Annotated in this window: 13 protein-coding genes; 6 read left to right on the forward strand and 7 right to left on the reverse strand. The window is 55.9% G+C overall.

Annotated features, from left to right (window positions below; all coding sequences use genetic code 11):
• Positions 1-146: 146 nt before the first annotated feature.
• Together MUU53_RS22140 and MUU53_RS22145 are read right to left on the reverse strand one after the other, a co-directional pair.
• Positions 147-956 carry a lytic murein transglycosylase gene (locus MUU53_RS22140; RefSeq protein ID WP_062557226.1) on the reverse strand — a complete coding sequence of 270 codons (810 nt, stop codon included), beginning with the start codon at positions 954-956 and terminating at the stop codon, positions 147-149.
• 187 nt (positions 957-1,143) lie between these two features.
• A complete protein-coding gene (locus MUU53_RS22145; protein ID WP_247262788.1) occupies positions 1,144-2,178 on the reverse strand; it encodes an aspartate-semialdehyde dehydrogenase in 1,035 nt (344 codons plus the stop codon).
• A 367-nt stretch (positions 2,179-2,545) separates the two neighbouring features.
• Here MUU53_RS22145 and MUU53_RS22150 point away from each other — a divergent pair, with 367 nt between their 5' ends.
• The 3 genes from MUU53_RS22150 (at position 2,546) to MUU53_RS22160 (ending at position 6,512) form a co-directional block, all read left to right on the forward strand.
• Complete coding sequence (locus MUU53_RS22150) at positions 2,546-3,619, forward strand: MraY family glycosyltransferase (RefSeq protein ID WP_247262789.1); 1,074 nt, start codon at positions 2,546-2,548, stop codon at positions 3,617-3,619.
• The gene (locus tag MUU53_RS22155) at positions 3,616-4,548 is read left to right on the forward strand and encodes an NAD-dependent epimerase/dehydratase family protein (RefSeq protein WP_247262790.1); all 933 of its coding nucleotides are present in this window, start codon (positions 3,616-3,618) and stop codon (positions 4,546-4,548) included. Before MUU53_RS22150 ends, MUU53_RS22155 begins: the two co-directional genes overlap by 4 nt.
• Before the next feature lie 68 nt (positions 4,549-4,616).
• A complete protein-coding gene (locus MUU53_RS22160; RefSeq protein WP_247262791.1) occupies positions 4,617-6,512 on the forward strand; it encodes a polysaccharide biosynthesis protein in 1,896 nt (631 codons plus the stop codon).
• A gap of 14 nt (positions 6,513-6,526) precedes the next feature.
• Here the strand turns inward: MUU53_RS22160 and MUU53_RS22165 are convergent, their stop codons facing one another.
• The 4 genes from MUU53_RS22165 to MUU53_RS22180 all read right to left on the reverse strand — a co-directional run bounded on the left by MUU53_RS22165 (position 6,527) and on the right by MUU53_RS22180 (position 9,714).
• Entirely contained in the window at positions 6,527-7,273 is a 747-nt protein-coding gene (locus MUU53_RS22165) for a phosphatase PAP2 family protein (protein ID WP_247262792.1), read from the reverse strand.
• Positions 7,274-7,407: 134 nt separating this feature from the next.
• Positions 7,408-8,517: a 3-isopropylmalate dehydrogenase gene (gene leuB / locus MUU53_RS22170; protein WP_377307370.1), complete on the reverse strand. Its 1,110-nt coding sequence runs from the start codon at positions 8,515-8,517 to the stop codon at positions 7,408-7,410.
• 143 nt (positions 8,518-8,660) lie between these two features.
• Positions 8,661-9,266, reverse strand: a complete 606-nt coding sequence (gene leuD, locus MUU53_RS22175; protein WP_062557233.1) for a 3-isopropylmalate dehydratase small subunit — start codon at positions 9,264-9,266, stop codon at positions 8,661-8,663.
• 214 nt (positions 9,267-9,480) lie between these two features.
• Complete coding sequence (locus tag MUU53_RS22180) at positions 9,481-9,714, reverse strand: hypothetical protein (protein WP_247262794.1); 234 nt, start codon at positions 9,712-9,714, stop codon at positions 9,481-9,483.
• A gap of 113 nt (positions 9,715-9,827) precedes the next feature.
• On the opposite strand from MUU53_RS22180, the gene MUU53_RS22185 reads away from it, so the two are divergent.
• Genes MUU53_RS22185 through MUU53_RS22195 form a run of 3 tightly spaced genes read left to right on the forward strand, consistent with a single transcriptional unit; the run spans position 9,828 to position 11,583 of the window.
• The gene (locus MUU53_RS22185; RefSeq protein ID WP_247262795.1) at positions 9,828-10,727 is read left to right on the forward strand and encodes an HpcH/HpaI aldolase/citrate lyase family protein; all 900 of its coding nucleotides are present in this window, start codon (positions 9,828-9,830) and stop codon (positions 10,725-10,727) included.
• Entirely contained in the window at positions 10,724-10,930 is a 207-nt protein-coding gene (locus tag MUU53_RS22190) for a DUF1737 domain-containing protein (RefSeq protein WP_062557236.1), read from the forward strand. The genes MUU53_RS22185 and MUU53_RS22190 overlap by 4 nt, the downstream gene beginning before the upstream one ends.
• 20 nt (positions 10,931-10,950) lie before the next feature.
• Entirely contained in the window at positions 10,951-11,583 is a 633-nt protein-coding gene (locus MUU53_RS22195; protein ID WP_247262796.1) for a LysE family translocator, read from the forward strand.
• Between the two features lie 15 nt (positions 11,584-11,598).
• Here MUU53_RS22195 and MUU53_RS22200 read toward each other — a convergent pair whose 3' ends face one another.
• The gene (locus MUU53_RS22200; protein ID WP_062557238.1) at positions 11,599-12,042 is read right to left on the reverse strand and encodes a metallopeptidase family protein; all 444 of its coding nucleotides are present in this window, start codon (positions 12,040-12,042) and stop codon (positions 11,599-11,601) included.
• Positions 12,043-12,335 lie beyond the last annotated feature (293 nt).

The following is a 12,335-nucleotide window of genomic DNA, read 5'->3' on the forward strand; positions in this document are numbered from 1 at the left end:
CGTCCGCGCTAACGGTCCAAGCCGGAGGTCTCTCCACTACGATGTAGAACTCGTCCAGTCCTCCACCGTAGGTGGAGATTTACTTTGATTACAAGAAAAAAGCGCCCCTTTGGAAGGGACGCTTTCCAATCAGGATCAAGGGCGTATCAGCCGTCGATCTGAGCGCCGATATAGGCGATAGCCTGCTGATACACTGTCGCTGCATTCCAGCCCTGGATAGCCTTGAAGTTCGGCTGTCCCTGCTGATAACCAGCACCACGCTGCCATCCGTGACCGACAAGGAAATTCGCTGTCGATGCCAAGGCGTCTGCGCGCGAACGAACCATGTCGACATGACCGTCACCGTCGCCATCCGCACCATAGCGAATGACGTTCAGCGGCAGGAACTGCGTCTGCCCGATCTCGCCATGGGCAGCACCCTTCGCCGTGGTGGAAAGATCACCGCGGGCAACAAGCTGGAGAGCTGCATAAAGCTGTTCCGTGAAGTAGTCCGAGCGACGGCAATCATAAGCCAGCGTGGCTACGGCAGAAAGCGTATGCTGATCGCCCAGGAAGGAACCAAAGCCGGTTTCCATACCCCAGATTGCAAGCAAGGGACCTGCCGGAACGCCGTAGCGGCGTTCAATATTGGCAAACAGCGCAGCATTTGCAGACTTCATGCTTTTGCCGCGTGAGATGATCGCCTGTCCGCCGCGCTTCTTCATGAACTCGTCGAACGAAAGCTTGAAGCTTTTCTGGCCGCGGTCAGCCCGGATGGTCGGCCGATTATATTGCACATTCGCAAAAGCCGTCTCGAGCACGGAAGGGGAAATACCCTTGGATGGCGCAACCCGCTTGAAATTATCGACCCAGGCATTGAAACCCGAGGCATCGTTTCCGCAAGATGCAGCCTGAGCCGCACTGACGCTGAGGAGCATTGCGAGGGCGGCAACACCGCCAGCGATCGATTTCAACATTCGTTGATCCCATCCGTTGCAGAACCGCGGCTCTTCGCACCACCAGGGTTCCTGTTTCTGTCGAGGTTATGGCGAGAGGCTTCGTCGCGCACAACTCAACCACTTATGAAATGATCGTGAACTGTCCAGAGAAAAGCCCCGCTCGTGAGAGCGAGGCTTACCGAAACATGGTTACGAAACAGTAAGTTTATGCCGCGTTGCTGCGCGGCTTGATGAGACCGCGGTTGACGAGAAGCTCTGCGATCTGAACGGCATTCAGTGCAGCACCCTTGCGCAGGTTATCGGAAACGACCCACAGGTTGAGACCGTTTTCGACCGTTGCATCTTCGCGGATGCGAGAGATGTAGGTGGCATCTTCACCCGCGCATTCGACAGGCGTGACGTAACCGCCGTTCTCGTGCTTGTCGATGACAAGGCAACCGGGAGCTTCGCGCAGAATATCACGTGCCTGATCGGCAGTGATTTCGTTCTCGAATTCGATATTGACGGATTCCGAGTGACCGATGAAGACCGGCACGCGAACTGCCGTGCAGGTAACCTTGATCTTCGGATCCAGCATTTTCTTGGTTTCGGCCAGAACCTTCCACTCTTCCTTCGTGTAGCCGTCTTCCATGAACACGTCGATATGCGGAATGACGTTGAAGGCGATGCGCTTGGTGAACTTCTTGGATTCAACCGGGTCTGCGACGAAGACAGCACGCGTCTGTGTAAAGAGTTCGTCCATGCCTTCCTTGCCCGCGCCGGAGACGGACTGATAGGTCGAAACGACGACACGCTTGATCTTCGCGACATCATGCAAGGGCTTCAGGGCGACGACAAGCTGCGCCGTCGAGCAGTTGGGATTCGCAATGATGTTCTTCTTGGTGAAGCCGGCAATCGCATCCGGGTTAACTTCCGGCACGATCAGCGGAACTTCCGAATCATAACGCCAGGCTGATGAGTTATCGATGACGACGCAGCCCTGCGCGCCGATCTTCGGCGACCACTTCTGCGAGATCGTGCCGCCGGCAGACATCAGGCAGATGTCCGTGTCGGAAAAATCGTAATTGTCGAGATTGGAAACCTTCAGCGTCTTGTCGCCGAAGGAAACTTCCGTGCCCTGACTGCGAGCGGAAGCCAGCGCGACAACTTCTGATGCTGGAAAACCGCGTTCGGAGAGGATGTTCAACATCTCCCGTCCGACATTGCCGGTCGCGCCGACGATTGCAATCTTGAAACCCATGTTACTGCTCTCTTTCTCTTCTCTCCTCGGATGTCGGAGGGGGGAACCACGGAAACGCGCCGTGTATCCCTTATCCCCGGCCAGACCGGGGAGAGAGCGGTGGGCCAGAGACGTCAGACGGTTTTCGTCGTCGTTTTGGCCGTGGTTTTTTCGGATGCGGATGCAACGGGAAGCAATCCGGCCGAGTGAGCCGGTTGGCAGAAGGCAGCGATGTGACTGTCGCAGCGATACATTCTTGCTTCCTTTCGGCTGAACTCATTAGAAGATTTCGTGATGAAGTCAAGACCTCCCTGGGCCGTTGCCGATCTTCGACTGGACAAGACAGGGCACGCCTTCTAGAGCAGGCGGCATCAGGAGAGAACACTGCATGCTGGCCAACATTGCCATTCTTATCGGCTGCTTCGCCGTCAGCGTATTTTGCGTCTATGTGATGATCCGCAACGCAGCGGCGCTGGGCCTCATCCAGATCCCTCTTGGAAGATCGTCTCACGTGAAACCAACCCCGGCAGGCGGCGGCGTTGGCATCGTTATCGCTGCCTGCATGGCCGGTTTTCTTCTTCCGGGAACGACACTCAGCGATCTAGCCTTGCTTGTTCTTTCGCTCATCATCGCTGTCGTTGGTTTCATCGATGACCGCAATCCGCTTCCGGCGCGATTGAGAATGGCTGTCCAGACAGTATCCGTCATCTGTGTATTGCTCATCACTCAACCGGTCGCAATGCTCAGCGGCGGGACCAACCTCATCCTGATGCCTTTGCTTGCTCTCCTTCTCCTCATCAGCGGGGTCTGGTGGATCAATCTTTTCAATTTCATGGACGGGATCGATGGAATTGCAGGGCAGCAAACCGTGACGATGATGGTGTCTGCGATGACACTTTCCCTCCTTCAGGTTCCTGAGGCCCTCGATCAATGGCCCTGGTGGATGATGGCAATCGTCGCGGTTGCCACCCTTGGGTTCCTTGTATTCAACTGGCCTCCTGCAAAGATCTTCATGGGTGATGCAGGCAGTACTTTTCTGGGCTTCATCATCGTGGCATTGGCGTTTCAGACCTTGGTGCAGGGCTGGATGACGCTGCCACAATGGCTGTTGCTCGCCCTTCTGTTTGCGACCGACGCCACAACGACACTGATTGTCCGCTTTCTGGGTGCCGACAGGCTGTCACAGGCTCATCGTGCACATGCCTATCAGCGCCTGTCTCGCCGCTTCGGAGGCGCGCGGCCCGTCTCCACAGCATCGTTTTTCATCAATCTTCTGATCCTTCTGCCGCTCGCGATGATGGTGCCGCAGGGGTTCGCCGGATGGTGCATCGTCCTCGTCGCCTACGGCCTCGCGATTTTGGCTGTGCTGGCGGCGGGCGCCGGACTGCCTGACGACGTTTCAGCCTCTCCAGGGGCCTACCGCGCTCGATGTGTTCGGCTGAATGGCAGGAAGCCGACATGATCCTTGTTACTGGAGCCAATGGATTCGTGGGTCGCCATCTGTGCGATGAACTGAAACACCGGAATATTCCGTTCCGGCCAGTCACGCGCAATGGCGCAAACGCGACGACCGCGATTGGCGATATCAGCCGCACCACCAACTGGTCGATGGCTTTGCAAGGAATCGAGACGGTCGTCCATCTTGCAGCCCGGGTGCATGTCATGTCCGAAACGGAAGCGGACCCACTGGCTGCCTTCCGCGCGTTGAACGTGGAAGCCACGGTCAATCTGGCACGGCAGGCACAGGCTGCAGAGGTCCGTCGCTTCGTTTTCGTCAGCTCCGTCAAGGTGAATGGCGAAAGAACAAGTCCGGGAAGGGCGTTCAAGGCAAGCGATCGTCCGGCACCAGAGGATGCCTATGGTCAATCGAAGGCTGAAGCAGAAGGACAATTGCTGAAACTTGCCGACGAAACGAGGCTTGAGGTCATCATCTTAAGACCGCCACTGGTTTACGGGCCGGGCGTGGGCGCCAATTTCAAGCTGCTAATGCGATGGGCAGCAAGCGGCCTCCCCTCCCTCTTCGGCCTCTGCCACAACAAGCGCTCGCTGATCTATGTCGGAAATCTGGTCGATCTCCTCATCAGGGCGGCAAAAGCAGAGATGCCGAACGAAAGAGTGTTTATGGCAAGTGACAAAGAGGATTTGTCTACGGGAGACCTCTTCTCCAGGCTGGCACGCCTACAAGGTCGAAACGGGTTGAATCTTCCGGTACCCCCAGCCCTTTTGCACGCGATGGCTGTCGCGCTGGGGAAACGTTCCTATAGCGACCGCTTGCTTAGCAATCTCCAGGTCGATATAGGCAAGACGGTCGAAAGCCTTCGATGGTCACCACCATTCGAGGTCGATGACGCCTTGAAGAAGACCGTTCTGGGATTACCCTCGCGAGAATGAAATTTCGTTGATGCGGAGTTTGCGCCGCTTGATATGCCCACAATAACAGGGTTCCCGCCGGATAGACGATGCTTCACTTTTTGCGCCACATCATCGAAAGCATGCCACGCTTCTGGAAGCGTCTAATCCTTATCGGTTATGATTGTGCGGCGCTGATCACGGCGATCTGGGCCAGTTATGCGCTGCGCTATGCTGTCTGGGATCCGGTGTTGACAGACGAGCGCATCTTTCTCGCACTGGCAGCACCCATCATCGCCATACCGATCTTCATACGGCTGGGCCTCTACCGCGCCGTGCTGCGCTATTTGCCCGATACGGCCATCTGGACAATCCTCCAGGCCATGGCGGCAGCCACCATGCTCTGGATCCTTGTCGTCTTCATGCTTGAAATGTCCGGACGCGGGGTCGTTCCCCGCTCGGTCCCGTTCTTCTATTTTGCGATCGGCACGACGCTCGTCGGCGGCTTCCGGTTTGCCGTGAAGGTTATCCTGAACCAGGGCACCGGCATGCGCCGGGACGAGCATCCGATTTTCATCTACGGTGCAAGCGCGTCCTCGGTACAGCTCGCAACCGCGCTGCGCGGCAACGGCAATCGATATGTCGTCGGATTGCTGGATGAGGATCCGAACCATCATGGTCGCGATCTTGGTGGGTATCGCGTCTACAATCCGGCCAACTTGCCAAAGCTGATCGATCAATATGGCGTCGAGGAAATCATCCTCTCGCTGTCGTCGCTTTCGGCAGATCGGCGCAAGAGCGTAATCAGCAGCATCAGCGGTCTCGGCGTGAAGATCCGGACAGTGCCAGACATTACCGACCTCGTGGATGGACGCTATCTCGCCAACCAGATCCGTGAGATCGAGATCGACGAATTGCTTGGTCGCTCCTTCGTGCCGCCGGATCCGAAATTGCTCGGCAAGATCCTTGAAGATCGTACGGTGATGGTGACGGGGGCGGGCGGATCGATCGGATCGGAGCTCTGCCGCCTCATCGTGCAATGGAAGCCCAAGGCCCTCATTCTTTTCGAAGCCAATGAGTATGCGCTTTACATGATCGACCAGGAACTGCAGGCGACAGGGCGCTGCCCCGTCATTCCGGTTCTGGGGTCCATCACCCATGAAGCGCGTGTGCGCGATGCCATTTGCCAGCACAAGGTGGATATTCTTTACCACGCGGCAGCGCACAAGCATGTGCCACTGGTCGAAGCCAATGCCATCGAGGGTATAGAAAACAACATCTTCGGAACGGCAACGGTTGCAAAGGTTGCCTTCGAGGAAAACATCGCAGACTTCGTTCTCATTTCGTCCGATAAGGCGGTTCGCCCAACCAATGTCATGGGCGCTACCAAGCGCTGGGCCGAACTCATCGTGCGCCAGATGGCGCTCAAGGCGCGGGAATTGGGTCGCGAGCAGAATTTCTGTGCGGTTCGTTTCGGGAACGTTCTGGGCTCGAATGGCTCCGTGGTTCCGCTGTTCAAGAAGCAGATCGCCAATGGTGGGCCCGTAACGGTGACCAACCCGGACATGCGTCGTTATTTCATGTCGATCCAGGAAGCAGCCGAACTCATCGTCCAGGCAAGCGCGCTATCACAGGGCGGCGATATCTTCTTGCTGGAAATGGGCGAACCGGTCCGCATCGGCGATCTGGCGGAGAACATGATCCGGCTGGCCGGGTTTGCAGTCAGGGACGCCAGGAACCCGGTGGGCGGAATTGAGGTCAAGGTGACAGGCAGTCGCCCCGGTGAAAAGCTTTTCGAAGAGCTGTTCTACGATATGGCAAACGCCATGAAGACCGAGCATCCCAAGATCCTGCGTGCGGATTCCAGCGCCATTGCCAAACTGCCGCTCAAGGAAGCGCTGGACGACCTTTGCGACGCAGCCAGACATCGGGACGAAGACAAGGCCCGTGACATCCTGTTTTCGTTTATCGGCATGGATCCGGACAACGACCCGGCAAAGGCCTGATCCGCCTCATTCGATCATTTTATCGCAATCGAGCCTGCTCCACCGGTCGGGCGCAAGCCGCTGCGCGGGCGAGGGAAAGTTTGCTCCATCTTCCTGAACAACAATCCGTATCGCGCAAAAACGCTGGCAAACAAAAGGGCAAACCAGGCGCCAAGAGCCAAGCCGGCAATGACATCGCTTGGATAATGCGCCCCGACCATGACGCGGGAAAAGCCAAGCCAAAGCGCGAGAATCAGGGTTGGGAGGCGCATGACCGGAGCCAGAAGATAGATGCTCATCATGATGGCGCCGATGGTCGTGGCATGACCGGACGGGAAACTTGCATAAAGATGGCCGCCCTCGAAAGGCGCAAATGTAAACGTGCTTTCGAGCGCCGGTCGCGTTCGCCCAATCAACCATTTCAAAAGATTGGCAGTCAGGCCTGAGATGGCGACCGTCAGAATGACGTAGCTTGCCGCCTGCATGATGAGTGAGGCATTATAGCGAACGCTACGGCAATCGGCGGCTCGCAGATGTTTCAACGCCTGCAGAAGCAGGACGCCCGCCACGGCAAAGATCCATCCCGAATTGCCGACTTCGGTAATGACTGTTCCGAAGGATTTGAGCTCCGAGTGCGTAGAGCGAAAAAAGCGGGCGACAGGCTCGTCGAAAACAAAAGCGGACAGAAGCGCGATATTTCCGCCCAGGATCAGCCACTCAGGATGATAATCGACTGGACTATGACGATGTCTGTTAGAACGCCGGACGATGGACTTGAGCATGGGGCCACCTCATCGCTGAAAATGGCCTTGGGTACACGAGCTACGTAACAGCAGTTTGATGCCCTTCTCCCTATGTTAAAATGCAAACGCCCTGCATCTGCAGGGCGTCGTAATCGTCATAGATGAGAGTTGGCTCAGGCCGCGAGCGACTTGAACTCGGCCAGAATGGCATCGCCCATTTCGGCGGTGCCGACGCGCGTTGCGCCTTCAGCCATGATATCACCGGTACGGATACCCTTGTCGAGGACGTTGGCGATAGCCTTTTCGAGGTGATCGGCTTCCGCAACCATGTTGAACGAATAGCGCAGGCACATGGCGAAGGAAGCAATCATGGCGATAGGGTTTGCAACGCCCTGACCTGCAATATCCGGTGCCGAGCCATGTACAGGCTCATAAAGCGCCTTCCGCTTGCCGGTCTTGGCGTCCGGCGCGCCCAGCGAAGCAGACGGCAACATGCCGAGAGAGCCGGTCAGCATGGCTGCTACGTCGGACAACATATCGCCAAAGAGGTTGTCGGTTACGATCACGTCGAACTGCTTCGGTGCACGAACGAGCTGCATACCGCCGGCATCCGCCAGCATATGGTCCAGCTTCACATCAGAGAACTTCGCCTTGTGGGTCTCGGTCACAACCTGGTTCCACAAAACGCCAGACTTCATGACGTTGCGCTTTTCCATGGAGCAGACGGCGTTCTTACGCGTGCGGGCGAGTTCGAATGCAACCGACGAAATACGCTCGATCTCATAGGTATCGTAAACCTGCGTATCGATTGCGCGCTTCTGGCCATTGCCCAGATCGATGATCGTCTTTGGTTCGCCGAAGTAAACACCACCCGTCAACTCGCGAACGATCAGGATATCGAGTCCTTCAACCAGCTCAGGCTTCAGGGAGGACGCATTGGCAAGTGCCGGGTAGCAGATGGCCGGGCGCAGGTTTGCGAACAGTTCGAGATCCTTGCGCAGGCGGAGCAGACCGGCTTCCGGACGCACTTCGTAAGGCACCGCATCCCACTTCGGACCACCAACGGCACCGAAGAGAACGGCATCCGCTGCCATGGCCTTTGCCATGTCGTCCTCGGAAATGGCCGAGCCATGCGCATCATAGGCACAACCGCCGACCAGGCCTTCTTCAGTTTCGAAGCCTGTATTCATGGCCTCGTTCATATAGGCGATGATCTTGCGAACTTCGGCCATGGCTTCCGGGCCGATACCGTCACCGGGAAGAAGGAAAAGCTTGTGAGACATCAATCATATCCTTGGCAAAAGCAGGCTCACCTCTGCGCTGCCGTCAGCCAGCGCTCCTCTCCTCACCTCGTCCGAGCCTGCCGCAGAACGAGAGCAAAAGAAAACCCGGTTCCTTGAGGAGCCGGGTTCATGTTCGATCAGTTTCAGAGCCAGGGGCGCTCGGCCTGTACCTTGCTCTCGAAGCTCGCGATTGCGGAATCGCTCTTCAGCGTGGTGGCGATATCATCGAGGCCTTCCAGCATGATGTGCTTGCGCGCCGGGTCGATGTCGAAGGTGATCTTGCCGCCATCCGGACCGGAGATTTCCTGTGCTTCCAGATCAACCGTCAAGACTGCGTTGGAGCCACGCGAGGCATCATCCATCAGCTTGTCGAGATCATCCTGCGAAACAACAATCGGCAGAATGCCGTTCTTGAAACAGTTATTGTAGAAAATGTCGGCGAAGGACGTGGAGATGACGCAGCGGATGCCGAAATCCAGCAGCGCCCATGGCGCATGCTCACGGGAAGAGCCACAGCCGAAGTTATCACCAGCCACCAGGATCTTGGCATTTTCATACTGAGGCTTGTTGAGAACGAAGTCAGGGTTGAGCGAACCATCATCCTTGTAGCGGGCTTCTGCAAAGAGACCCTTGCCGAGACCGGTGCGCTTGATCGTCTTCAGGTAATCCTTCGGAATGATCATGTCCGTGTCGATGTTGACAACGGGAAGCGGCGCAGCAACGCCGGTGAGCTTGACGAATTTTTCCATGATCTGCCTCCGCGAGACTTGTAATTCGGAAGCTGCCATAGACCAAATTGCAGGGAATTTGAAGACCGGATTAACGTCAAACGGTACTAAAGCGAGGCCGATCAGGCATATCGCGTGGAAGTAAGAGGCAGTTTCACTCTACTCCAGACCCGTGGGGATACGTGCTCTCGAGAGGCACTCCACTCAAGCGCCTCATCAACAAGCTGCTTAGATTTCAGAGATCGATGATCGTGCCTCGGCCATCGTTCCAAACACGCATTTCGGACTGGGTAGATTTTGCCTTGGCGCGCACAGGTGCGGGTTTGAGGCGAGGCGTCATGGCTTTCACCACGGTAAAGACGGCCAACATTCCGGCAAAGGCGAGCGTTAGGGACGCTGTCAGCACAACAAGTGTACCGATCGCAGCAATACCGACCAGACCATAGAGGAGTGCACGAATGTTCTGCATGATATTCAAAGCCTTTCTTCTGTGGGAAATGTGGGCCTTAATCTTGAGTCTTGCAAGGGCTTTTGCATTTCTGCGCTATTGCATCGCATCACAAAGATTGTCACAAAGTTGCGATGACTGAACGTGCATCTTCTCTTCCCGTTCTGCACCGATCTCTCCTCAGCGTTCCTGCCTCGAATCAGCGAGCGCTGGAAAAGATTCGCATGCTCGAATGCGATGGTGTGATCCTCGATCTGGAGGATTCCGTGGCAGTCGAACAAAAAGCAGCTGCCCGCGACAATCTGCGTCAGTTCTTTTCGGCAGGACGGATTGCTGATTGCCTCACCATCATTCGCGTCAATCCGCTAGCTTCCGAGTTTGGAGCGGAAGATATCGCCCTCGTGCGAGAATTGGTGCCGGATGCGGTTCTCATTCCCAAGCTGGAAACCCTCGCAGAGCTCGAGACCTGTGAGACGCAACTTGCCGCTACGTCGCCCTCAATGGCAATATGGGGCATGATGGAGACGCCGAAGGGCATCCTGAATGCCGGGATGCTGGCTGCTGCCCGCCGTGAAATTGCGCCAAGACTTCAAGGCTTCGTGGTGGGGCTGAATGATCTGCGCAAGGAAACCCGCGTTCTGCCAAAGCCCGGCCGGGCCTACCTCGTTCCTTGGCTCATGCAGGTGGTGCTGGCCGCCCGCGCCCACGGCCTCACCGTCATCGACAGCGTATTCAACGATTTTCGTGATGGCGAAAACTTCGAGAACGAGTGCCTGCAAGGCCGTGAAATGGGATTCGATGGCAAGATGCTGATCCATCCTGCCCAGATCGAACCGGCAAACCGGCATTTCGGTCCTTCTGAACAGGAACTCATCGAGGCGCGCATGATTCTGGACGCCTTTGCAAAGCCGGAAGCGTCTCAATTCAATGTCATCAACCTCGATGGCCGAATGATCGAGCGGCTGCATCTTGAACAGGCAGAGCGATTGATCACTCAAATGCAAATCATTGAACGAAGAAAGACAATAATATGAAAGTTTACCGCTTCCTGACCGGACCAGACGATTCCAGCTTTTGTCATCGTGTGACGGATGCTCTCAACAAGGGCTGGGAACTGTATGGATCGCCATCCCATACGTTCAACGCCGCAGAGAACAAGCTTTATTGCGGTCAGGCAGTTGTAAAAACGGTAGAAGGTAAGGAATACGATCCAAGCATGAAGCTGGGCGAGCAGTAATTTTATAGCAGGGATTGCGAATGCCTGATATTTTAACTCTATCTACATTCGCAATCCTTGCGCTGGGCATGGTGCTGACGCCCGGACCGAATATGGTTTACCTGATTTCGCGCTCGATTTGCCAAGGGCCGAAGGCAGGACTCATTTCTCTCGGCGGCGTGGCGCTCGGCTTCATATTTTACATGCTGTGCGCGGCCTTCGGCATAACGGCCATCGTCATGGCTGTTCCTTATGCCTATGATGCGCTGCGGATTGGCGGAGCGGTTTACCTGCTTTATCTGGCATGGCAGGCGGTAAAACCGGGCGGCAGATCGCCGTTTCAGGTGAAGGATCTGCCAAAGGATAGCCCAGGCAAATTGTTCGCCATGGGTTTCGTGACCAATCTTCTCAATCCGAAGATCGCCGTCATGTATCTTTCGCTATTGCCGCAGTTCGTTAAGCCGGAACATGGCAGCGTTCTCATACAATCGCTGGCGCTTGGCACGACACAAATCATGATAAGCATTACAGTGAATGCTATGATTGCACTCGCAGCTGGATCCATCGCAGGCTTTCTATCCAGCCGGCCAAGCTGGCTGGTTGTTCAACGCTGGCTGATGGGAACAGTCCTGGCAGGCCTTGCCATTCGCATGGCGACGGAAGCCCGTCGATAGATTGGGGCAGACGGATCAGCCCGTACGATCCGCTGCCTCGTCTGCGCTTTCCTCGATGCGCTCCATGTCATCGTCACTCAAGCCGAAATGGTGGCCGATTTCGTGGATGAGAACATGGGTGATGATATCGCCCAGCGTCTCGTCATTTTCAGCCCAGTAGTCAAGGATAGGACGTCGATAGAGGCGGATGCGGTTGGGAAGCTCACCCGTTTCCATGGTGAAGCGTTCTGAAATTCCACGTCCTTCAAAGAGGCCCAGAAGATCGAAAGGCGTTTCCAGCGCCATATCCTCAAACACTTCGTCATCGGGAAAATCTTCGATCTCGATGATCAGGTTCGTTGTCAGCGCACGAAATTCTTCCGGAAGATTGCCATAGGCCTCGATTGCCAGCGACTCGAAAGTGCTGATGGTTGGGGCGTGGCGATCCCGCCAATCATCTGTCTGGTCAACACGGGCCATAACTGCTCCTTTTCTCGACCCCATATAAGGTTTTCTCAAAAAATTTTCGAGTGCGGATTCAATCACCACCTGCATGAGTCGGTGAAACTGGTTACCAGCCCCGTTGACTCTTGCTGCGACCTCTGGAATCCATGAGAACATAACATGAACATATGATCTCTTCAGGCGTTATACCGGGGAGATCCAAGCGATGGAGCTGACGTCATGGCGAAAAACGGGCTTGTCGCAAACATATTCGGAGCTCGCGCTTATCCCCTAAGCATCCTCATTTTCATGCTTTGTTAAACTTTTTG

Origin of the sequence: Affinirhizobium lemnae, from assembly GCF_022968395.1 — a bacterium.
Lineage (GTDB): Bacteria > Pseudomonadota > Alphaproteobacteria > Rhizobiales > Rhizobiaceae > Neorhizobium > Neorhizobium lemnae.